The 20072-nt window shown below is 63.4% G+C and carries 22 protein-coding genes; 7 read left to right on the plus strand and 15 right to left on the minus strand.

The genetic code is table 11. The annotated features are described in order from the left end of the window. Nucleotides 1-6 precede the first annotated feature (6 nt). Both U0004_RS15640 and U0004_RS15645 read left to right on the plus strand, forming a co-directional pair. A complete protein-coding gene (locus U0004_RS15640; protein ID WP_070254438.1) occupies nucleotides 7-552 on the plus strand; it encodes a GNAT family N-acetyltransferase in 546 nt (181 codons plus the stop codon). 16 nt (nucleotides 553-568) lie between these two features. Beyond that, nucleotides 569-1624 carry an NAD(P)/FAD-dependent oxidoreductase gene (locus tag U0004_RS15645; protein ID WP_070254439.1) on the plus strand — a complete coding sequence of 352 codons (1056 nt, stop codon included), beginning with the start codon at nucleotides 569-571 and terminating at the stop codon, nucleotides 1622-1624. Nucleotides 1625-1627: 3 nt separating this feature from the next. On the opposite strand, the gene U0004_RS15650 is transcribed toward U0004_RS15645, so the two are convergent. The 3 genes from U0004_RS15650 to U0004_RS15660 form a co-directional block, all read right to left on the minus strand. Next, nucleotides 1628-2086 (minus strand): hypothetical protein, encoded by a 459-nt coding sequence (locus U0004_RS15650; protein ID WP_115057492.1) that lies wholly within the window; start codon nucleotides 2084-2086, stop codon nucleotides 1628-1630. A gap of 19 nt (nucleotides 2087-2105) precedes the next feature. Continuing rightward, nucleotides 2106-2342, minus strand: a complete 237-nt coding sequence (locus U0004_RS15655) for a DUF6434 domain-containing protein (protein WP_070254440.1) — start codon at nucleotides 2340-2342, stop codon at nucleotides 2106-2108. A 100-nt stretch (nucleotides 2343-2442) separates the two neighbouring features. Next, on the minus strand, nucleotides 2443-3324 hold the full coding sequence (locus tag U0004_RS15660) for a LysR family transcriptional regulator (protein ID WP_070254474.1): 882 nt from the start codon (nucleotides 3322-3324) through the stop codon (nucleotides 2443-2445). A gap of 97 nt (nucleotides 3325-3421) precedes the next feature. Here U0004_RS15660 and U0004_RS15665 point away from each other — a divergent pair, with 97 nt between their 5' ends. After that, nucleotides 3422-4006, plus strand: coding sequence for a GNAT family N-acetyltransferase (locus U0004_RS15665; RefSeq protein WP_070254441.1), 585 nt, complete (start codon nucleotides 3422-3424; stop codon nucleotides 4004-4006). 128 nt (nucleotides 4007-4134) lie between these two features. After that, nucleotides 4135-5622, plus strand: a complete 1488-nt coding sequence (locus tag U0004_RS15670; protein ID WP_269462264.1) for an MFS transporter — start codon at nucleotides 4135-4137, stop codon at nucleotides 5620-5622. Between the two features lie 4 nt (nucleotides 5623-5626). On the opposite strand, the gene U0004_RS15675 is transcribed toward U0004_RS15670, so the two are convergent. From U0004_RS15675 to U0004_RS15685, 3 genes are all read right to left on the minus strand, one after another. Beyond that, nucleotides 5627-6679: an alpha/beta hydrolase gene (locus tag U0004_RS15675; protein WP_081345503.1), complete on the minus strand. Its 1053-nt coding sequence runs from the start codon at nucleotides 6677-6679 to the stop codon at nucleotides 5627-5629. A 9-nt stretch (nucleotides 6680-6688) separates the two neighbouring features. Further along, on the minus strand, nucleotides 6689-8152 hold the full coding sequence (locus U0004_RS15680; protein ID WP_081345504.1) for an alpha/beta fold hydrolase: 1464 nt from the start codon (nucleotides 8150-8152) through the stop codon (nucleotides 6689-6691). 85 nt (nucleotides 8153-8237) lie between these two features. Beyond that, complete coding sequence (locus U0004_RS15685; RefSeq protein WP_070254443.1) at nucleotides 8238-10541, minus strand: heavy metal translocating P-type ATPase; 2304 nt, start codon at nucleotides 10539-10541, stop codon at nucleotides 8238-8240. A gap of 98 nt (nucleotides 10542-10639) precedes the next feature. Between U0004_RS15685 and cadR the strand changes: the two genes are divergently transcribed. Further along, nucleotides 10640-11071 (plus strand): Cd(II)/Pb(II)-responsive transcriptional regulator, encoded by a 432-nt coding sequence (gene cadR, locus U0004_RS15690; protein WP_034787498.1) that lies wholly within the window; start codon nucleotides 10640-10642, stop codon nucleotides 11069-11071. A gap of 42 nt (nucleotides 11072-11113) precedes the next feature. Continuing rightward, nucleotides 11114-12166 (plus strand): hypothetical protein, encoded by a 1053-nt coding sequence (locus U0004_RS15695; protein ID WP_139144096.1) that lies wholly within the window; start codon nucleotides 11114-11116, stop codon nucleotides 12164-12166. Here U0004_RS15695 and U0004_RS15700 read toward each other — a convergent pair. From U0004_RS15700 to U0004_RS15730, 7 genes are all read right to left on the minus strand, one after another. Continuing rightward, the gene (locus tag U0004_RS15700; RefSeq protein WP_231958255.1) at nucleotides 12163-13713 is read right to left on the minus strand and encodes a methyl-accepting chemotaxis protein; all 1551 of its coding nucleotides are present in this window, start codon (nucleotides 13711-13713) and stop codon (nucleotides 12163-12165) included. The two genes, U0004_RS15695 and U0004_RS15700, sit on opposite strands and share 4 nt — an antisense overlap. A gap of 60 nt (nucleotides 13714-13773) precedes the next feature. Next, entirely contained in the window at nucleotides 13774-14241 is a 468-nt protein-coding gene (locus tag U0004_RS15705) for a cache domain-containing protein (protein ID WP_231958256.1), read from the minus strand. A gap of 240 nt (nucleotides 14242-14481) precedes the next feature. Further along, nucleotides 14482-14898 carry a hypothetical protein gene (locus U0004_RS15710; protein ID WP_070254445.1) on the minus strand — a complete coding sequence of 139 codons (417 nt, stop codon included), beginning with the start codon at nucleotides 14896-14898 and terminating at the stop codon, nucleotides 14482-14484. Between the two features lie 28 nt (nucleotides 14899-14926). Next, nucleotides 14927-15307 carry a hypothetical protein gene (locus tag U0004_RS15715; RefSeq protein WP_070254446.1) on the minus strand — a complete coding sequence of 127 codons (381 nt, stop codon included), beginning with the start codon at nucleotides 15305-15307 and terminating at the stop codon, nucleotides 14927-14929. 103 nt (nucleotides 15308-15410) lie between these two features. Then, nucleotides 15411-15962, minus strand: a complete 552-nt coding sequence (locus U0004_RS15720) for a DUF4142 domain-containing protein (RefSeq protein ID WP_070254479.1) — start codon at nucleotides 15960-15962, stop codon at nucleotides 15411-15413. Between the two features lie 113 nt (nucleotides 15963-16075). Next, a complete protein-coding gene (locus U0004_RS15725; protein WP_070254447.1) occupies nucleotides 16076-16726 on the minus strand; it encodes an SMI1/KNR4 family protein in 651 nt (216 codons plus the stop codon). A gap of 3 nt (nucleotides 16727-16729) precedes the next feature. Next, on the minus strand, nucleotides 16730-17122 hold the full coding sequence (locus U0004_RS15730; protein ID WP_070254448.1) for a MerR family transcriptional regulator: 393 nt from the start codon (nucleotides 17120-17122) through the stop codon (nucleotides 16730-16732). A gap of 71 nt (nucleotides 17123-17193) precedes the next feature. On the opposite strand from U0004_RS15730, the gene U0004_RS15735 reads away from it, so the two are divergent. Continuing rightward, nucleotides 17194-17988: an SDR family NAD(P)-dependent oxidoreductase gene (locus U0004_RS15735; protein WP_070254449.1), complete on the plus strand. Its 795-nt coding sequence runs from the start codon at nucleotides 17194-17196 to the stop codon at nucleotides 17986-17988. Between the two features lie 67 nt (nucleotides 17989-18055). Here U0004_RS15735 and U0004_RS15740 read toward each other — a convergent pair whose 3' ends face one another. Both U0004_RS15740 and U0004_RS15745 read right to left on the minus strand, forming a co-directional pair. Beyond that, complete coding sequence (locus U0004_RS15740; protein ID WP_070254450.1) at nucleotides 18056-19192, minus strand: catalase family protein; 1137 nt, start codon at nucleotides 19190-19192, stop codon at nucleotides 18056-18058. Between the two features lie 82 nt (nucleotides 19193-19274). Then, on the minus strand, nucleotides 19275-20060 hold the full coding sequence (locus U0004_RS15745) for a class I SAM-dependent methyltransferase (RefSeq protein WP_070254451.1): 786 nt from the start codon (nucleotides 20058-20060) through the stop codon (nucleotides 19275-19277). Nucleotides 20061-20072 lie beyond the last annotated feature (12 nt).

Raw genomic sequence — 20072 nt, forward strand, 5'->3', positions numbered from 1 at the left:
GTATCCATGAGCACATTTATCATACGCACCCTGCGTCCGGACGACGCCGCCCCGTTACTGGCATTCGAGCAAGCCAACCGGGCCTGGTTCGAGCGCCATATCGACCGGCGCCCGGACACTTTTTACAGCGTTGACGGCATCCATGCCCACGTCGCGCAATTCCTGGATGAGCACGCACAGGGCCGCATGCACCCGTGCGTCATCGTCGGCGAGCAGGGAAAATTGATCGGACGCGCCAACCTCAAGGACATTGACCGGGAACAAGGCGTAGCCGAAGTCGGCTACCGCATCGGGCAGCAGCAAGCGGGCAAGGGCCTGGCCACGGCAGCGCTGCACCACCTGATCGCCCTGGCGCAAGACGAGTGGCGGCTGGCCAGCCTGTCTGCCTACGCCATCGACGGCAATGCAGCATCGATCCGCGTGCTGGAACGCTGCGGTTTCGTGCAGGGAATGGCCGTGCCCGATATCGCCATCGTGGAAGGCAATGTTGTCGATGGCCATGCCTATACGCTGGAGTTGCGGGCGGCTGGGGTAGACTCTGTCCTGCTATAAAACAAAATTGCCAGATATGAATCACACAACCCCAAAACGCGTCGTCGTCATCGGCGCCGGCATCGTCGGCGCGTCGCTCGCGTATCACCTGGCCAGCAAGGGCGCACAAGTCACCGTGCTCGAGGCGGGCGGCATCGCGTCCGGCGTGACGGGCACCTCGTTTGCGTGGATTAACACGTCCTGCGCCGGACCGGACCCCATCGCGGCCCTGCGCGGCGGCGCCATCGCCGCCTGGCGCCAGCTGGAAACGCAGGTGCCGGGCTTGAAAGTGCGCTGGCACGGCGCCTTGTCGTATGGCACGCAGGATGGGCGCGTGTCGCCCGAATCCATCTTGATCGACCGCTCGCGCATCGCCCGGCTTGAACCTCATTTGCGGCAGCCGCCGGAACAGGCCGTCCACGAACCGGAGCAGGGCGCGCTCGACGCCGTTGCCGCCACGCACGCCTTGCTGGCAGCGGCCCGGGCGCTCGGCGCGACGGTCTGCACGCACACGCCCGTGCTGGGCTTTGTGGTCCGGGACGCGAAGGTGACAGGCGTGGAAACGGCTGCGGGCGTCATCGAGGCGGACGAGCTCGTGCTGGCAGCAGGCACGGGCACAGCCCAACTGGCCGCGCAACTGGGCGCCAGCCTGCCGATCCACGCCTCGCCCGCCATCTTCCTGCGCTACACGGCGCCGCCCGGCCTCGTGCGCGGCATCATCTCCAGCCATGCAATGGAAGTGCGGCAAGCCGAGGACGGGACCATGCTGGCAGCGGAAGACTATGTGGACGAGGCGGCGGAAAACCAGCCCGCCGCCATGGCGCAGCGCACGGCCAGCGCGATCAGGAGTGAACTTGCGGGCGCCGATTCCATCGCCCAAGAATTCGCCTGCGTCGGCCTGCGCCCCATGCCCGTCGATGGCGTGCCCATCATCGGTTACCTGTCGCAGGTGGAAGGAGCATACGTGTGCGCCATGCATCCTGGCGTGGTGCTGGCGGCCATCGTGGGCCAGCTTGCCAGCGGGGAAATCGTCGATGGACAGCCCGCGTCGGCCCTGGAAGCTTGCCGGCCCGCGCGCTTTCTGGCGTGCTGATTCCTATGGCACCGGCGCCACAAACACGGGCAAGATGAACGGTGCTTGCTCCTGCGCATCGCCTTCCTCCGACGGGGCCTGCATGAAATCCTCGTTGCGCCAGTCCCCGTTCACCACCCGGTCGGCGATCAGCGCCAGATCCTGCGTTTCACGCAGCTCGCAGCGAAACGGCAGCCTGCCATGCGAGCGCGACACCAGGCTGAAGCGCAACTGGCGGCATTGCGCATCGTGCCAGCAATAGAACAGCATCTCCTCGCCAACGAGCGCGCTGCTGCGTGCCGCGATCAATTCTCCGATGAATGCAACGATATCGGCCGCATGAATCTGCGGCGTTTCCTCGTCCGTGGGCGAAAAGCTCCACATATTGGTCCTGGCTTCGTGATTGATGTCGTCGGGATCGATTTCCACGGCATCGTCTTTTGCCATGCTGAACCAGTTGTTGAGGACGGTTGAGTGCATCATGTAAAACTTTCAGTACTTATCAATATTTGTTTATTTGCGCATCACCGGCTGGATGATGCCGACGCATCCATTCATCCGCGACATCACCCATGGTTTTGGCGGCGCCATCGCCTATCCAGGCCATGAAATCACGGTCAAGCTTGAATTCGGGACCGCACTGGTCCAACAGGAAGCGCCGGACGTTTTGCGTGTTTTTATAGTGGGCGTCGACGACCGTGTGCCGGTTAAGGACGCCGCCGTGCCAATTGAAATCCATGCTGTTCCCTTTATTTCATCTTTTGGCTATATTCTCATGCCATCGAAATGCCCGCGCCAGCTTTTCCTTCATTTAATGGCCAGGACGACCGCAGTACGCCTTAGCCCCGCGGCCCATCCGCCAACAACTCCGCCAGCCTCGTCGTCAGCCACAAACTCGTCTCGCTGAGCTTCTTGCCGTGGATCGACAGCCGCCGCACCGGCAGCCTGGATAAAGCCAGCGCAGGGCAGGGCACTTCCTGCAAATACCCTTTGTAATTGTCGTAGTTGGCGATGTTCAGAGGCAGAATCGCCCAGCCCAGCTCGTCCGCGACCATTTCCGCGATGCTGTAGAAACTGTCGGAGAACCAGACGGCGGGGCTGAAGGCGTGTTCGCGGTTCAGCTCGGAATCCATGATCAGCTGGCGGTAGCGGGTCAGCTCGTTGCGGCTCACTTCCTGGCCGTGCGCCATCGGATGGCCTTTGGCCACGAACACGCCTTGCGCCACGCTGCCGATGTGCTGCTGTTCCAGCACGGGAGAGATGGGGCCGCGGTCGAAGTGAAAAGCCACATCGGCTTGCTGCTGTTCCACGTATTGCGCCACCTCCGACGCCGTGGCGTTGAGCATCACCAGTTCCAGCGCCGGGTAGCGCGCCGCCAATTCTTTCACCAGGGTGCCGATGGCCAGGTAGGGCAGGGCTTCGTCCAGGGCCAGGGTCAGCTGCGCTTCGGGCGCCTCGCTCAAGAGCTGCGCGCGCAGTTGCAATCGCTCGGCCTGGCGCAGCAATTCGCACGCTTCCAGGTGCATCACCTTGCCCGCTTCCGTCAGCACGGCGCTGCGGCGCGAACGGTCGAACAGTTCCACGCCGAATTCCGCTTCCAGCAAGCCGATCGAGGTGCTGACCACCGATTGCGCGCGGCCCAGCCGGCGTGCCGCGCCCGAGAAAGAGCCGGCCGCGACGGCCGCCTCGAAGTAGCGCATTTGTTCCAAAGTCCATTGCATGGCATCCACCTATCTGTTTTACAGATGGATTTTAACTTGAATGCCATTCAGGGGCGACATAAAATGCATTTACATTTTCAACAACACGAGATCCGCCATGAAAAACGCCCAAGCCAATTCAACCGCCATCAGCTTCAGCTGGTGTCACGACGCCACCGCCGAAGATGCGCTGTGCCAGCTCTACCTTGATAACGTCAGCGCCGACTATATCTCCCATTCGGAGCTGCAGGGCGAGCGCGCCGATGCGCCCGGCAACTGGCGCGCGGACTTGCCTGAGGTCATACGCGGCGAAATCCGCGCCGCCCTGTCGCATGACTGGGCGCATGGCGATTCGACCCTGCTGGCTGTCGCCACCGACGGTGACGCCATCGTCGGCATGGCCTTGGTCTCCATCGATACGCGCCAGCGCGCCTCGAAATCGTTCGCCGCGCTGGACGACCTGGTCTTGCTGCCCTCCGTGCGCGGCAGCGGCATCGGCAGCCAGCTGGTGGAGTGGGTAGCAGGCGAATTGCGCAGCCACGGCATCGCCCGTTTGTTCCTCGAATGCGGCGCGCACAACCTGACGGCGCAAACCTTCTTCAAGGGACGCGGCTTCAAGCAAGTGTCCGTCGTCATGCTGCGCGAACTCGACGTGCCAGCGGTAACCGCCGCCGTGGATGACAAGGATGGCGACCGTGGCTGACGCCCGCCGCCCCCGCCAAGCCCAGGCCCGTGGCAGCCTGGAACGTAAATATTTGCGCAGCACCAAATTCATCCAAACCGATAGTTGTTAAAAGTTATACTAAAATCCATGAGTTGTTTATGCATCCAATGAAAAAATGGCTGACGCTGGCCATCGTCTCCAGCGCCCTGTTCCTGATCGTGGTCGACATGACCGTGCTCTACACCGCCTTGCCCGCGCTGACGCGCGACTTGCAGGCATCCTCTTCGCAAAAACTGTGGATCATCAACGTGTACGCGCTGGTCGTCTCCGGTCTGCTGCCCGGCCTCGGCACCCTCGGTGACCGCTTGAGCCACAAACCCGTTTTCCTTGCCGGCCTGGCCGTGTTCGGCATCGCCTCACTGTGCGCCGCATTTTCGCCCGCGCCGGAATGGCTGATCTTTGCCCGTGTGCTGCTTGCCATCGGTGCCGCCTTGATGATGCCGGCCACCTTGTCCATCATCCGCCTGACCTTTACGGACAACCGCGAGCGCTCGTTCGCCATCGGCGTGTGGGCGGCCATCGCTTCCGGCGGCGCCGCGTTTGGCCCCGTGCTCGGTGGTTTCCTGATGGAACATTACTGGTGGGGTTCCGTCTTCCTGATCAACGTGCCCATCGTCCTGCTGACCCTGGTGCTGGCCGCCGTCGTGCTGCCGAAACGGGCCGGTAACCGCGACAAGCCGTGGGATCTGAAGGGCTCGCTGCAAATCATGATGGGCCTGCTTGGTGGCGTATATGCGATCAAGGAGCTGGGCAAATCGCAGCCGTCGTATGCGCTGGCCGCCGCCTCGTTTGCCGTGGGCGCCTTCTTCATGCTGAAGTTCGTGCGCCGCCAGAAGCGCCAGGCCAAGCCGCTGATCGACTTTGCCCTGTTCCGCGAACTGCCGTTTTCCAGCGCCGTGGCCGCCGCCATGGTGGCCTCGGCCGCCCTGATCGGCATGGAACTGGCGCTGAGCCAGCACATGCAGCTGGTACGTGAATTGTCGCCGCTGGAAGCGGGCTTGCTGCTGTTGCCGCTGCCGCTGGCGTCCGTGTTTGCCGGGCCATTGACGGGTTTCATGCTGCCACGCGCCGACAAAGCCAAGGTACTGTGGGGTTCGCTGCTGCTGTCCGGTATCGGCATGGCATCGTATCTGGTGCTGCATGACGCCGCCGTTTCGGCCCAAGTGGCCAGCCTGGTGATCCTGGGTCTGGGCTTGGGCGCCGTCATGACGGCCGCGTCCAGCGCCGTGATGCTGAACGTGGCGCCACAGCAAGCCGGCATGGCCGCCTCGATCGAGGAAGTGTCGTATGAGCTGGGTGCCGTGATCGGCGTGACCGTGCTGGGCACCATCTTGTCGGCCGTCTACAGCGCCACGCTGGTGATCCCGGAAAGCGCGGGCCTGTTGCCGAATGCCCATGACACCCTCGATGCGGCGCTGCTGGCCGCCGAGCAATTGCCGGCCGAACTGGGCTTGCAAGTGTCGGAACTGGCCCGCTCGGCCTTTGACAAGGCGTTTATTGTCGTGCTGGCAACGGCGTCCGCCATTTTGATGCTGGCAGCCGCCACCATCCGCCACCTGCATCTGCGGGCGCGCCGCGCGGTCTGCGCGATTTGATAGTTCAGCGCACCAGCTGCGGCGCCACCTTGTCGCGCAAGACCGTCCATTGGGCGTCGTGCACGGCCTGGTTGGGGTCGTGTCCGGCGCGCTTCACCACGGTAAAATCCTTGGCCGGTGCCGTGATGCTGTCGAAGTAGGTGCGCGCGATGGCGGGCGAGGTCAGCAGATCCGCTTCGCCCATGATGAAAAACACGGGCAAGTCAAAGCGCGTGCCCAGCGCGGGCAGGTCGACCTTGGCGAACATGCCGTCCCCTTGCATGCCGATGAACTGGATGTACGAGTAGTCATCGGCCCCCTCGGCATCGGCCAGCGCTTGCGGCGTGGCATAGAACGGCGCCGGCTGCCACCAGTGCTTGGGCGGCGCATCCGTTGCCAATCCCTCATATTTGCGGTCGAAGCGGCGCAGGATGCCGAAGTTGCGCGGATCGGTCCATGGCGGCGCACCGAGCGCCGCCAGCTTGTCCACCGTGGCGGTATCGCCGGCCGCTTGCGCCAGCGCAAGCACTTCCCGGTACATGCCGCTCTCGTTGTCGCGCGCATTGACCACTTGCGCCGTGCCGATATACGCGTGGAACAGTTCTGGCTGCGCCTTGGCCATGTGCACGCCCAGGATCGAGCCCCAGGAACTGCCCATCAAAATGACTTTCCGCTGGCCCAGATGCTGTTCGATATAGCGGGCCACGGCGATGCCGTCGTCGCGCATCTGTTCCACCGTCAAGCGCACATCTTCAGTGGGCTGCTGTTTCGCATACGTCATGCCGGCGCCGCGCTGGTCCCACTGCACCAGGGTGTAGTGGCGTTCCCAGCCGGCATAGATGGCATCCGCGTAGGGACTCAGCGCATTGCCGGGGCCGCCGTGGATGAACAGGATCACGGGATTGCCGCAGGCGGCGCCCGTGATCGTGATCCATTGCTCGATGCCATTGATGGGCACATAGCCTTGCTCGCGGACGGACTGTGCGGGCGAGGCGCAGATGGACGGCGAGACGGGCGGCGCCGCTTGCGCCACGCAGTAACAAGATAACAGCAGCAATGCCAGGCCTGTGATGCGCATATCGTCCTCTTATATAGTTGGGGGGAACTGCAGCGTGCAATCCTGCGCCTGCTTGCCGGCGATAAAGCGGGTACTGGCCTGTGCAAAGCAGGCGGGCGCCGTCCACAACAGGAAATGCGGGGCGTTCTGCACGGTGGACAGGGCCACCTTGCCGGCCTTGCTCTGCGTCAAAGCCTGTACCTGCGCCTGCGCGCCCGCGTACGGCGTTTTCGGGTCCAGGGTTCCCTGCAGAACCAGAGTTGGCGGCATTTTCGCCGGCAAGGTGCCGAAAAAGGCATCGCGCGGGTAGGTGGGCAAGCCGCCGCCCAGCAGGATGCGGGGCAGGGGACTGGTAAACAGCAAGTCCGCCTCGTCGCGGTCGATGTCGGTGGCGGCCCAGCCGGGGCGCAACGATGGCTGCAGAGTGTTTTCCGAATTGCTGATGATGCTGACCAGCGGAATCGACAGCGGCGACTGGGGATAGCTGCCCAGGCTGGCCGCCGCCTGCGTCAACGTGGCGCGCACGGACGCCAGTTCCCCATCCTTGCCCTGGTCCAGCTCGCGCAACAGATACGGGATGCGGGCGCGGGCGGCCGGCACGTCGAGCATGCCGCCCAGGAAATTTTTCAGGTTCTTGCCAGGAATCTTCACCAGCAGGGCGGGATCGGCTTGCGTCTTGTCCAGCACGCGCCGGTACAGGGTTGCGGCCGGTTCGGCAATCGCCGCATGGCAAGCCGGGTCCGCGTCGCAGCGGGCCAACACCTGCATGCCGACCGTGTTGACCACGTGCGAACGCTGGCTCAAGTCCCAGCGCGCATCCGTTTGCGGCGGCACCAGCGAGTCGAATATGACGCCCTTGACGGGCAGCGGCCCCAGTTGCAAGGCGCGCAAGACCAGCTGCGTGCCGTACGACACACTGTATACATACACGGGCGGCTGTTTGCCCTTGGCCTTGCGTTCGCCTTCGATCAGGGCTTGCAAGTCGCGTGCCGCCATCGTGATGGAAAACTGGCCCGCGTATTCCGGTACAAGGTTGAGGCCGGCAAAGCAGCTGCCCCATTCGGCGCCAGCCAGGGCGCGGCCGCCGGGACTCTGTTCCGACTCTTCCACCTTGCACAGGCGAGAAGAATTGCCCGTGCCGCGGTGGTCGGGGATGAGGAATTCAAAGCCGGGAAAGCTGCGGCGCAAGGTGGGCAGCAAGTTGTAGAACGAAGCGCCCGATTCGCCGGGACCGCCCGCCACCAGCCACAGGGTGCCCTTGGCGGGCTTGCCGACAGGCACATCGGCCGAAAACTTGCGCACGAAAACGTGCATGGCGTCCGGATCACCGATGCCGCGGCCCTGGGTATCGTAGCTGCCAGGCACGTTCAAGCCCGAGCACAGGCTGCCGGGAGCGGCCGTATCGGAACAGGGCGTGAAAAACATCGGTTCGGCATGCAGGGAAGCGCTGGCAAGCGTTACTACCAGCAGGGTCAAGCGGGGCAGGAAGGTCATCGGCTACTTTGGCAGAGGTGGAGATCAGCCGCCAAAGTAGCGTTTTTTACAGCAATTGTCCAGATGGAAAGTTTTCCACGTGGATTTATTTGGCTTTACTGCCGCGCAGCAACCTGAGGCCGTTCGCCACCACCAGCAGGCTGGCGCCCACGTCGGCGAACACGGCCATCCACAGGGTCGCCATGCCGGCCAGGGCCAGGCCGAAGAACACGGCCTTGATGCCGATGGCAAAGCTGATGTTTTGCACGAGGATGCTGCGCGTGCGCTGGCTCAGGCTGATGAATTCGGGCAATTTGCCCAGCTCATCATCCATCAGGGCCACGTCCGCCGTTTCGATGGCCGTATCGCTGCCGGCCGCGCCCATGGCAAAACCGATGTCGGCCTGCGCCAGGGCCGGGGCGTCGTTGACGCCGTCGCCCAGCATGGCGACCACGCCGAACTGCTGCTGCAAGGCCTTGATTTCATCGAGCTTGTTTTCCGGCAGCAGTTCCGCCTTGACCAGGCTGACACCGACTTCATCGCCAATGCGCTGCGCCGTCAGCAGGTTGTCGCCCGTCAGCATCACGGTGGTCACGCCCAGCGCATTCAATCTGGCAATGGCGGACGCGGCCGTCGGGCGCAGCACATCGGCCACGGCGATGACGCCCAGCGCGCCGCTTGAAGTAGCCAGCACCATGGCCGTGTAGGCTTGCTGTTCCAGCCGCGCCAGGACGGCTTGCAATGCCGGCGTCAGGACATTCAATTCCGTCATCAGGCGCGCATTGCCCAGGTAATACGTCTGGCCGGCGATCGTGCCTTGCACGCCGCGTCCATGCAGGGCGGCAAACTGGGTCACGGGCAAATGGCTGCCGGCGGGCGGGCCGGCCTTGACGATGGCGGCGGCCAGCGGGTGGGCGGAATTGGCGTCCAGGCTGGCGGCCAGCAGCAGGATGGCGTCGCGGCTGCTGCCTTCCATGGCCACCACATCCGTCACGGCCGGTTTGCCCATGGTCAATGTACCTGTCTTGTCGACGGCGATGGCCTTGATGCGGTAACCCGTTTCCAGGAATTGCCCGCCTTTCACCAGAATGCCGCGCCGCGCGGCCGCCGTCAGGCCGCTGACGACGGTGACAGGCGTGGAAATGACGAGCGCGCATGGGCAGGCGATCACCAGCATCACCAGCGCTTTATATACCCAGGCCATGAACGGTGCGCCAAAAAGCAAAGGTGGCAGTACGGCCACCAGGATGGCGAACACGACCACGGCCGGCGTGTAGTAGCGGGCGAAATTGTCGACAAAGCGCTGCGTGGGCGCCTGTTTTCCCTGGGTTTCCTCGATCACCTTGACGATTTTCGCCAGGGTGCTGTTGCCGCTGTTGGCAGTGACGGTAACGTCGAGCAAGCCCCGTTCATTGATGGTGCCCGCATACACGACGTCGCCCACAGCCTTGTCCACCGGCATGCTTTCACCGGTGATCGGCGCCTGGTTGACGGACGATTCGCCGCTTTGCACGATGCCGTCGAGGGCGATGCGTTCGCCCGGCTTGACGCGCATCAGCGTGCCGATGGCCACCGTGGCGACAGCAACTGGCTGCCAGGCGCCGCTGGCGTCGGCAACGGTCGCCGTGTCGGGCGCCAGTTGCATCAGGCTGTGCACGGCGTTGCGCGCGCGGTTCAGGGACAAGCCTTCGATCAGCTCGGCGATGGCGAACAGGAAGATGACCATGGCCGCTTCCGGCCACTGGCCGATGGCGATGGCGCCAAAGACCGCCAGGCTCATCAGGAAATTGATGTTCAGGGTGAACGTTTTCAGGGCAATCCAGCCCTTTTTCAGGGTCGGCCAGCCGCCCGTGGCGATCGACAGCAGGGCCAGGGCGATGACGAGGGGCGAACTGTCTTCATGCGTGGTCCATGCCAGCGCTTCGGCGCCGGCAGCGGCCAGGCCGGAAACCACCAGCAAGCCTTTTTGCATGCCGGACAGGCTGCCTTCGTTCGGGTCGCGCGCGACGACCGCGTCCGCCTCCATGGGAATCGCCTGCATGCCTATGCCGTGCAGCGCCGCTTCCACCGTGGCCAGCGACGGCAGGGTGTGGTGCACGTCGAGCACGCGTTTCATCAGGTTGAAATCGAGGCCCACGACGCCGGCCATATTGGCCAGCTTGTTGCGGATCAAGCGTTCTTCCGTGGGGCAATCCATATTGGCGATGCGGTATTTGGCCGTGTTGGCGCCGGCGATGGCCGTGCTGGGCAGCGCTGGACCGGACGGGGCGGCAGGCGTGGACGAGCACGCATGCTGGCTGGAACAGCAGCCGGCGGCCTTGGGCGCCGGGCTGGCGGCATGCTTGTGCCCATGGTCATGATCGTGCTTATGGTCGTGGCCCTGCGCGTGGTTATGGCTATCGTGCGGCATCGCATCATCCTTCCGGTTTCGTGTATGCTTCCATTAGAAACCCTGTAGCCGCTACAGGGTCAAGCGGAATTTGCATGAAAGAATGAAAAGGGGATGCCATGCGTATCGGAGAACTGGCCAAACGGACAGATTGTGACGTGGAAACCGTGCGTTACTATGAAAAGGCGGGCTTGCTGCAGGAACCGGGCCGCAACAGCGCCGGCTACCGCGAGTACCGGGAAGAACACCAGGAACGGCTGCAATTCATCCGCCATTGCCGCTCTCTGCAGATCGGCTTGACGGATATCCGCGCCTTGCTGGAATTTAAGAACAACCCGGCCGAAGGTTGCCAGAGCGTCAATGAATTGCTCGACCACCATATTCTGCGCATCGCCGAACAGATGGCGAACCTGCAAACCTTGCAGCAGCAGCTGGTGACTTTGCGCCACCAGTGCGACCAGCCGCAGCCGTCGCAAGACTGCGCGATTTTGCAAAACCTGTCCGAGGCGGCCAGCGGCCACGACTGCGCCTGCCATACCGAACTTCATTGAACCGATTGCTGCATGTTGAAACTGTTGCCTAAAAAAACTTTATTGACCTTATCCCTGCTGTCGCCGCTGAGCCATGCCGCCGATGCACCTGCCGCAGCCGGCCATTACCTGACTTTGTACGCCGTGCCCGGCGTGCCGCAAAATGATGATCCGTACACCTGGAGCACGGTGGGCGGCAAGCAGCTGACGAAAGGCGTGACCAAGGCGGACGGCCGTGCCTATGTCAAGGGGGAGGAGGGGGAAGACACGTATATTCTGAAAACTATCAGCATGCGCTGGCAGCTGAAGGTTCCCGCCGAATGCTGGCAGGGCGCCCCTGACGCCTTCCAGCAATGCATGCAACTGGCCAAAACCACGAGCCGCTATGATGAAGAGCAGGATGCGCTCAAGCTGGCGGAGCAGCAGAAAGAAGTCAAGATGCAGGCCAGGATCGCCGCCTATGCGGTGGCCGCCCGCGCCAACGACCATGCGCTGGCCTGGCTGGGGCGCGTGCCTTCGAGCTGGACCCTGGAAGGCTATGGCAAACGCCTGCTGGGCATCGGCGACAAGATCGCCAGGCACATCGCCGACGAAGTCCCGCAGGACGGGCCGGATGCGCGCCAGTTCGTCTGCCGCGCGCCCGCCTACTATGGCCCCGTGCCGGACCAGGCCGCCGTCGAGGCCTGGATGGCTGCGCCGGCCGACGTGCGCAAGGTGCGGGCCGGCCCGGCCTGGGATGCGCTGGTGGCGGCAGGCGGGAAAGGCAACTGGATGGCCCGCCTGGAACTGTATTATGCCTTGTCCAGCGGCAAGGTCAGCGAATTGAGCCTGCTGGAACAGTACCGCATCGTGCAATTGATGGAATGGCTGCACAAGAAGAAGGTCGGCGGTCTGTACAGCTATTTCAGCGCCGCCATCCCGGCTGCGCCAGGTGGCAACTACCATGCCGCCTGGCGCAGGCAAGATCAGGTCTTCCTGTATTCCGCCCTGCTGGGTGATTACCATCAGCAATACCGCATGGGCAATGTCTTGCAGCGGGACACGGACCCCGCACTGGTCGAGGCAGGCAAGGCCATGCAGGCCTGCGCCCAGGCCGCCATGCCGCACCGCCGCTAACGCGTCAGCAAGGGCGGGCCGCCATCACCCAAGCGGAAGGCGTCGACCACGCGCAATAAATCGTGCGCCTGGTCCTGCATGCTTTGCGCGGCGGCGGCCGACTGTTCGACGAGGGCGGCATTACGCTGGGTCAATTCGTCCATTTCCGTGATGGCATTGTTGACTTCCTCGATGCCCTTGCTCTGGCGCTGGCTGGCCGCCGTGATGTCGTTCATGATTTCCGTCACTTGCTGGACGGAAGCGACAATATCGCCCATGGTGCGCCCGGCGCTGTCGGCCAGCTCGCTGCCAGTTTCTATCCTGGCAACGGAATCCTCGATCAATTGCTTGATTTCGCGCGCCGCCGTGGCCGAACGCTGCGCCAGGCCCCGCACTTCGGTGGCGACGACGGCAAAGCCGCGCCCCTGTTCGCCCGCGCGCGCCGCTTCCACGGCCGCGTTCAAGGCGAGGATATTGGTCTGGAAGGCAATGCCGTCGATGACGGCGATGATGTCGACGATGCGCCCGGAGCTGGCCTTGATCGAACCCATCGTTTCGACCACCTGGCCCACGACGCGGCCGCCCTCGAGCGCCACGTTCGACGTCGATAGCACCATCTGGTTGGCCTGGTGCGCATGGCTGGCATTCTCGCGCACGGTATCGGTCAAGGCGTGCATCGACGATGCCGTTTCCTGCAAGGAATGGGCTTGCGACTCGGTGCGGGCCGACAAGTCGGCATTGCCGAGCGCGATTTCACTCGCTTCCACCGTGATGGTGGAGCCCGCCTGGCGGATGTCGCCCAATAAGGTGTTCCAGTTTTTCAGCACGGTGGCCAAGGCGCGTGACAGCTTGCCCACCTCGTCGTCACCCTGCGCCTCGATGCGCGTGGTCAGGTCGCCGGCGGCCAGCGATTCGGCGGCACGGCAAGCATCATCGATGGGCCGCACCACGGAGCGCGCCACCCACGTGGCGATCAGGGCCAGCAGGGCAAAGCCGATGACCATGGTACCCAGCGACAGCCAGCCGGCCCGCTGGCCCGCATTCTTGGTATCCTGCAAGGCATCGACTGTGCGGTGGTCGAGATTGAGCAGCACCTGGCGCAACTGCCCGCGCACTTGCTGGTAGTGTCCGGCGGCATTTTGCATCGCGGCCACGCCCGTATTCGGGTCCATGGACGCCAGGTCCAGCGCCTGTGCCACGCTGGCACGGTAGCGCTCGATGCCCGGCAGCGCCTGGCCCGCTTCCGTGGCGGCGCCCGAGAATTTCTGCAGTACCTTCAAGCCTTGCGCAATGGCGTTCAGCTGGCCATCCGTTTGCGTACCGAATTGCTTGAACTGTTCGTCCGACAGGCTGGCCGCGATGGCAATCTTCGCGTACACGTCGGCGTGCACCTGGCCCAGGGCAATGGCTTGCTGGTTCGCAAGCCGTTCGGCCGTCAGAGTGACGTCTTTCAATTCGCGCATGCGCTGCTCGTTCTGCTGCATGGCGAAGTAGGACAAGGCCCCCATGGCCAGCAGGCAAGCCAGCGCGACCACCGGGACGATCAACATCTTCTGTGCGATTTTCATCGGAAGCCCTATCGTCAAGAGATCGGAAAACCATCCCGGCGCTGGCGGCGCGGCGGCCGGCTACAGGTAGATGCCGCCGCAGACGACGGTCTCGGCCAGCTTTTCGCAATACATCACTTTCGGCTCGATTTTCTTGGTTTCCGGATTCGTGAATTTGTATTCCTGCCAGAACGTGCCCTTGCTCTTGGCCAGGTCGACGCGTTCCTTGACGAAAGCCTTGCCATCGATATCCTTCAATTCGATCAGGTTCTTGCCCACCATTTTCGGGTTGGCGCCATGCGCGACGACCGTGCCGTCGAGTTTATAGACGACCAGGTACAGGTCGTGCAGGATGAATTGCGGCGACTTGGCCGTGATGTCGCCATACGCCTTGGCATCGCCGGCACTCTTGATGTAGGCCACGCCTTTCTTGACCATGGCTTCGGCATCGGGGCGCGTGGCGCCGCCTTCGGCAGCGCTGGCGATACCAGGTAGCGCAGCGGCGGCAAGGATGAGCGACAGGCACATGGCAGGGGCGAACTTGGGCATGAGAATCTCCTTCACATTGCGGCAGGGGAAAGCCGGCGGGGGAACCGGTGCGGTAAGGCGGCGCCTATGGAAGTGCCGACGGTTCATGGTAGCGCGATGCCAGCGAGCATGCGCTGGTGCAACAGATATTTTTTCAGTGGGGCGTTTTTGCAACGCCGCGTGCACGTTGCCGCAATGGATATTTCATAGGGGAAAGGAGGGTTCAGCCTATCGTGTCGATAGTGTGGCGCGTGCGCCGCGCTACCAGTCGGCCGGGTCTTCCGCCGCCGCGCGCGCCAGGTCGTCGCGCCAGTCCTGCTGCGCCAGGCGGTAGATATCGGCAAAGAAGGCGCGCGGGTCAGCCATCTCATCCCACCGGGCAGGCAGGGCGTGCGTGCTTTCGGGGTCATGCTCGAGGATGGCCTGGAAGTCATAGTCAGGGTCTTGCAGCGCCTGCGCCAGCACGGCCACCAGCGCATGGCGGTGGCGGTAGCCGAGTTCCTTGTATTGCGACGTGATGTCGCGCCGTATCAGCGCCGTGCGCTGGACCGGGTCGTTCATGTCCCAGGCGTCCAATTCCACGCCCAGGGTTTCTTCGCGGTCATACACGTCGAAAGGGCCGAGGAAATGGTGCAAGGTGGGAAGGTAGGGGGCGTCGCTCCAGGGGCCGCGCAGCATGGGAGTCTTTCGTTTGATTGCTAAAGAGTTACGCGCATTCGGGCAAGGTCCAGCCTTCGTCGCCCATGTCCGTCGGGTAGATGGCGCGGTTCTGGCCCCAGCGCGCATGGTCGAGAATGCCGTCTTCATGCATGTCCAGCACCCATTCCGTGCTTTCCAGCAGGGTTCCATCCTTGTGATACACGCGGAAGAAGGTGGATGTGCTGAGGGCGCGCACGATGTTGTGCGGCACGCCGTTGCCGTAGTGCGGCACATAGGTCTTGATCACGCACGTGCCCTGATCGTTCCACTGCTGTGCATAGACGGTGGCATTGCGCGCCGCGCTCACCTTGATGAATAGCCAACCTGCCAACACAATGATGAGCAGGAAGGCGGCGACGATCAGGCCGGTTTTCTTGAGTAGCTGCATGAGGTCATGGCATGGCCAAAAACGAAGTTGCCGCATTGTATGTCAAGAGCGGAAATACTTGCTGTACAGCACGTACTGCAAGTATTTCCCCGCGTATGGCCGTCTATTTCGCCAATGTCGCCTGCAGGGCGTTCGCCATTTCCAGGTGATGTTGCAACGCTGGCAAGGTCTTGGCCGCAAAGGCCTTGATGTCGGGATCGCTGGCTTTCTGGCTGGCATCCGTAAACAGTTTTACGGCTTCCTTGTGCGCGGCCACGCCGATGCTGGCCGCATATTCCTTGTCGAAAGGCTGGCCTTCCAGGCGGCTCAGCTTGTCGATCTGCGCCTTGTGTTTGGCGCCGGGCTGGTCACTGACCTCGATCTGCTTGCTGCTGGCCAGCTGTTTCAGCTCGTCGGCCACTTTCGTGTGATCGGTGACCATGGCGTCGGCGAATTTCTTCACCTCGGGATTGCTGCTCTTGCTTTGCGCCACTTTGCTGGCAGCAATTTCCGTGCTGCCAGCATCGGCAGCCTTGCTGAGGAATTGCTTGTCGTACGCGCCTGGCGCGGCAGCGGCGATGCTGTTGATGGCGATGCCGCTCAGGAGCGCCACGGCGGCGCCGATGGCCACGCTTTTCAGGGAGGGCGTACGCGAACTGGTGGTAGAGATAGGCATGGGAAATCCTTTCATATCATGAGCGCATGCGTGGTTTTTTCTGCAAGCTGATGACAATGTTAAGCCCGCAGCCTGCGCACACCCATAGGACAGTCACGACCATGCCCGTAGGACTAGTCCTGTTCGTTAGCGCACAATTCGACTTGTTTCAGCGCAAACAAGGCGGCAATGCCCGCATCGCGGCGCCAGGCGGGCATGCCGATATCGAGCCATTCTGCCATCGCGTCCAAGTGGGATGGCTCCGAGACGCTGTGTTCGAGTTCGTCGAGCACCGTGTCGCGGTCGATGTACAGGCTGTCCAGCCAGGCGTCGAAGGATGGCGCCAGCTCCATCATTCCGTGTGCCCGCTTGCCCGTCCAGTCCGGCAACTCCTGCACATAGGCCAGTACCCGGCCGCCGCCTTCCTCCGTCAGGTCCAGGTAGACCATGGAATTGCCCCCATCGCGGGCGAACGGCAGGATGCGCACCGGCATGTCCGTATGCTTGCGCGCGGCGCGGATCTCGCCCACCAGGGTTTCATCGCAGAAATCGCCTTCGTCGGCGCTGAAGAAGGTATTGAAGCCCATTTTTTCCACGCCGCCATTGCCGTCCGGCACATCGCAGGTGTAGTCGAACCAGGCGCCGTTAGCCACTCGCAAGAACGCCAGGAAGGCGGGTGGCAACGGTGCTTCCAGCAAGGCTTCGATGGCGGCGATCTGCTGCACCGTGGGGGCAGGCTTGGCGCCCTCGAGCGCCAGGTGGCGGTATTGCGTGTAATAAGTCATTGATTATCCTTGTAAATTTCTTGCGACCGCCACGCCGTCCTCGCAGCCCGTCTCCACCTTGGCCAGCGCATCGACGAGGCCGGCGCGCAGCACGGCCATCGAGCGGGCCTTGTCGTCTATCTGGGCAATTTTCGTTTCCAGCATTGCTCGTTTGGTGCCCGCATCGAGCGCGTTTTCCTGCCATACAGCAATGACTTCGGCGATTTCCTTCAAGGTAAAGCCCAGCGCCTTGGCGTGGCCGATCAGCTCGATGCGCCGCAGCGCCTGCGCCGAATATTCCTTGTAGTTATTCGTCAAGCCCGGCTGCGGCGCTTCATCCAGCAGACCCTGGCGCTCGTAGAAGCGCACCGTGTCCTTGCTCACGCCCGTCAGGCGGGTGATTTCTCCGATGCGCATCGTTTTCCCTTGACCGTGGACTAAAGACCGCAGTTTACAGTAGAAACACTTTCAACTACGACACTTTTACCATGCTCCCATACGACTACACCAAGCAGACCGTGCTGATCACGGGTGCCTCGTCCGGCATCGGCCGCGTCTTCGCGGAAACCCTGGCCGCGCGCGGCGCCCATTTGCTGCTGCTGGCCCGTTCCGGCGCCGTGCTCGACAGCCTGGCCAAGGAACTTTCCCAGCGCCACGGCATCCGCGCGCATGCGCTGGTGGCCGACCTGGGCCTGCCCGGCGCCGCGCAGAACGCCCACGCGCAAGCCTGCGCGCTGGGCATGGCGCCCGATGTACTGATCAATAATGCGGGTTTCGCCACGCACGGCCGCTTCGAAAGCATCGATCTCGCGCGCCAGGGGCTTGAGGTGGCCGTCAATTGCACGGCCCTCATGGAACTGACGCACTGCGCCTTGCCGCACATGCTGGCAAAAGGGCGGGGCGCCATCATCAATGTGGCGTCCACGGCGGCCCTGCAGCCCGATCCCTACATGGCCGTGTATGGCGCCAGCAAGGCTTTCGTGCTGTCGTTTTCGGAAGCCCTGTGGGCCGAAAACCGCAGCCGCGGTGTGCGCGTGCTGGCCCTGTGCCCGGGCGCCACGGAAACGGCTTTTTTCGACGTGGTGGCCGCTCCCGAAGCGGCCGTGGGCAAGCGCATGGATCCTCAAGCCGTCGTCGATGAAGCGCTGCGCGCGCTGGACCGGGGCCGCAGCAGCCATGTGGCAGGCAGGCCGAACCGGCTTCTGGCGTTGCTGCCGCGCTTGCTGCCGCGCCAGACCGTGCTGGGGATCGTGGAAGGCATGCTCAAGCCGAAGGCGGCGTAGGCTTCAGAAGGCCATGGTGGCGGACATGGCTGGTGCGGTCAGCATGGCTTGTCGCTGCGCATGGTGCCTATTTGATGGCGTCATTGACAAAAACGTCGTCGAGGTTGCGCGGTTCGCGCGCGACCTTGCCCGTGCGTTCGAAGCGGAAACGCGCAGACATCGCATACGCAGCCTTGCGCACGCGCATGATGGAACCGAGCGGCCGGTGCGCCAGCAAGCCATGCCAGGGACTGAAGGCCATGCCGTCATCGACGGCACGCGACAGGGCTTCGCTCCAGCCCGCCTGCGGCTGGGCCGTGATGCGGGCCACGGGCAGATACGGGCTGTCTGCCTCGGACCAGGCGACGGAGGCGTCTTCCAGCGGCATGCTGGCGATGTCGCGGCACAGCTGGATACGCACTTCCCAGGTGGCCGCGTGGCGGGCAAAGTAGGCCACGACGGCGTCGCGCAAGCCATTCGGCTTGCCATCCAGGTCGACAGGCGCACCTTTCAGGGCTGACAGTTCCGGCAACACGGGCACCAGCGCCACCTTGGCCATGTAGACGCCATATAAAATGGGCGCCTGGCTATAGTAGGTTTCGCCCAGCACATGGGTTTCCGGATGGCCACCCAGGCTTTTCAGCGTAGCGCTTTCGCCGCCCACGGCTTCGAGCGCCTTTTCCGCTCCCTGCAGTACGGTCGACAGCGCCTGTTTCAGGCGCGGGACTTTATCCGTGGTACTGGCCAGCAGCTTCAGGCTGCCGAGGAACTTTTTCGCGCTGGGTGCGAGGAAGGCGGGACCGTTGACGAGCACGAAATCCTGCGTGCTGGCGGGCTCCGTGCCATCGTCCGGTTCCAGGCTGGACAGCTGCGTGCCCGGTACGCCGATCACTTTGATGGCCATGCCACGCGGCACGGACACCTTGTCGTCAAGCATGTCGCCAGGGATGGTGGAGATGCGCATGACCACATCGTAGCTGGCCGGCGTGGCGAACAGGCCTTGCGCCAGCTCGGGCGCCAGGCCATCGAGTACCTGCAGGCGGGCGCGCAGCAAGCCGTGGCTTTTCGCATGCACGCTGCGCGTGGCATGGCCCGAGTCTGCATAGGTAGTGGCGGAAATGCCGTGCAGGGTTTGCAGCAGCTGCGCGCACGTCTCCTGCTCGCCGTCCTCTTCAAACTCGTAGCGCGGCTCGTAGGGCAGGGGCGGGCGTGGAATGGCGAACATGGCTTTTCCTTGTGATGGGTGAGTGTGCCCCCATCATTGCCGCCAACGCCACATCCTTCTGTTTGCTGGCATACACTGGCCCCTAAATATCTGCCGATGCCGCCTTTTGCGCCATGAAAGCGGCCGTCCGGTAGGGCACGCTGATGCTGTCCCGCCCGCGCAAGGCCGGCTCCGAGGCGATCATCTGGCGAATCTCGTCGTCGATGCGCTGGCGCTCCTGCGGCGGCAAGGCGGCAATAAAACTGGTGGAGCGCACGCGGTTGAACAGCACGTCTTCGGCCGTGCCCGTATGCTCCTGGGAAAATTGTGTTTCCTGTAAGTGCGTCAGCCCCGCGTGGGGGAAGACGTGGCGCCAGGCGCCCGTGTAGTAGCGGGGTGTGTCGCCCTCGACACGGTTGACGATGGCGTTCAGGCTGGCCACCCAGGGCACGCTGGCGTCGCGCAGATTCCACACCAGGCCCAGCCTGCCGCCCGGCTTGAGCACGCGCAATATCTCATCGAGCGCCGCAGAGGTGGCGAACCAGTGGAAGGCTTGTGCGCAAACCACGGCATCGACCGAGGCGTCGGGCAGGGGAATGGACGTTGCCGTACCTGCCAAGGCCTGGACTTGCGGCAAGGTTGCGGACAATGTCGCCAGCATGGCCGGCACGGGTTCCACGGCGATGACCGTGGCGCCCGTGTCCAGCAGGCGCGGCGTGAACTTGCCCGTGCCGGCGCCCAGGTCCAGCACGGTGGTACCCGGCCCCAGGCCCAGGCTATCCTTCAGCCAGGCCGACACTTCCGGCGGGTAATCGGGCCGGCCCTTGACGTAGCTGGCGGCCGCCGTGGCGTAACCGCCGGCTGCCGCGTGATGGATATTGCTGCTCATGCAAGACTCCTC

It is taken from the genome of Janthinobacterium lividum (assembly GCF_034424625.1).
GTDB classification, from domain to species: Bacteria; Pseudomonadota; Gammaproteobacteria; order Burkholderiales; family Burkholderiaceae_D; genus Janthinobacterium; species Janthinobacterium lividum.

What these genes read in the sequence shown, in the direction of transcription:
- U0004_RS15640 (WP_070254438.1), top strand. Translation starts at nt 7, where the DNA reads ATGAGCACATTTATCATACGCACCCTGCGTCCGGACGACGCCGCCCCG.
- U0004_RS15645 (WP_070254439.1), top strand. Translation starts at nt 569, where the DNA reads ATGAATCACACAACCCCAAAACGCGTCGTCGTCATCGGCGCCGGCATC.
- U0004_RS15650 (WP_115057492.1), bottom strand. Translation starts at nt 2,086, where the DNA reads ATGATGCACTCAACCGTCCTCAACAACTGGTTCAGCATGGCAAAAGAC.
- U0004_RS15655 (WP_070254440.1), bottom strand. Translation starts at nt 2,342, where the DNA reads ATGGATTTCAATTGGCACGGCGGCGTCCTTAACCGGCACACGGTCGTC.
- U0004_RS15660 (WP_070254474.1), bottom strand. Translation starts at nt 3,324, where the DNA reads ATGCAATGGACTTTGGAACAAATGCGCTACTTCGAGGCGGCCGTCGCG.
- U0004_RS15665 (WP_070254441.1), top strand. Translation starts at nt 3,422, where the DNA reads ATGAAAAACGCCCAAGCCAATTCAACCGCCATCAGCTTCAGCTGGTGT.
- U0004_RS15670 (WP_269462264.1), top strand. Translation starts at nt 4,135, where the DNA reads ATGAAAAAATGGCTGACGCTGGCCATCGTCTCCAGCGCCCTGTTCCTG.
- U0004_RS15675 (WP_081345503.1), bottom strand. Translation starts at nt 6,679, where the DNA reads ATGCGCATCACAGGCCTGGCATTGCTGCTGTTATCTTGTTACTGCGTG.
- U0004_RS15680 (WP_081345504.1), bottom strand. Translation starts at nt 8,152, where the DNA reads ATGACCTTCCTGCCCCGCTTGACCCTGCTGGTAGTAACGCTTGCCAGC.
- U0004_RS15685 (WP_070254443.1), bottom strand. Translation starts at nt 10,541, where the DNA reads ATGCCGCACGATAGCCATAACCACGCGCAGGGCCACGACCATAAGCAC.
- cadR (WP_034787498.1), top strand. Translation starts at nt 10,640, where the DNA reads ATGCGTATCGGAGAACTGGCCAAACGGACAGATTGTGACGTGGAAACC.
- U0004_RS15700 (WP_231958255.1), bottom strand. Translation starts at nt 13,713, where the DNA reads ATGAAAATCGCACAGAAGATGTTGATCGTCCCGGTGGTCGCGCTGGCT.
- U0004_RS15705 (WP_231958256.1), bottom strand. Translation starts at nt 14,241, where the DNA reads ATGCCCAAGTTCGCCCCTGCCATGTGCCTGTCGCTCATCCTTGCCGCC.
- U0004_RS15710 (WP_070254445.1), bottom strand. Translation starts at nt 14,898, where the DNA reads ATGCTGCGCGGCCCCTGGAGCGACGCCCCCTACCTTCCCACCTTGCAC.
- U0004_RS15715 (WP_070254446.1), bottom strand. Translation starts at nt 15,307, where the DNA reads ATGCAGCTACTCAAGAAAACCGGCCTGATCGTCGCCGCCTTCCTGCTC.
- U0004_RS15720 (WP_070254479.1), bottom strand. Translation starts at nt 15,962, where the DNA reads ATGCCTATCTCTACCACCAGTTCGCGTACGCCCTCCCTGAAAAGCGTG.
- U0004_RS15725 (WP_070254447.1), bottom strand. Translation starts at nt 16,726, where the DNA reads ATGACTTATTACACGCAATACCGCCACCTGGCGCTCGAGGGCGCCAAG.
- U0004_RS15730 (WP_070254448.1), bottom strand. Translation starts at nt 17,122, where the DNA reads ATGCGCATCGGAGAAATCACCCGCCTGACGGGCGTGAGCAAGGACACG.
- U0004_RS15735 (WP_070254449.1), top strand. Translation starts at nt 17,194, where the DNA reads ATGCTCCCATACGACTACACCAAGCAGACCGTGCTGATCACGGGTGCC.
- U0004_RS15740 (WP_070254450.1), bottom strand. Translation starts at nt 19,192, where the DNA reads ATGTTCGCCATTCCACGCCCGCCCCTGCCCTACGAGCCGCGCTACGAG.
- U0004_RS15745 (WP_070254451.1), bottom strand. Translation starts at nt 20,060, where the DNA reads ATGAGCAGCAATATCCATCACGCGGCAGCCGGCGGTTACGCCACGGCG.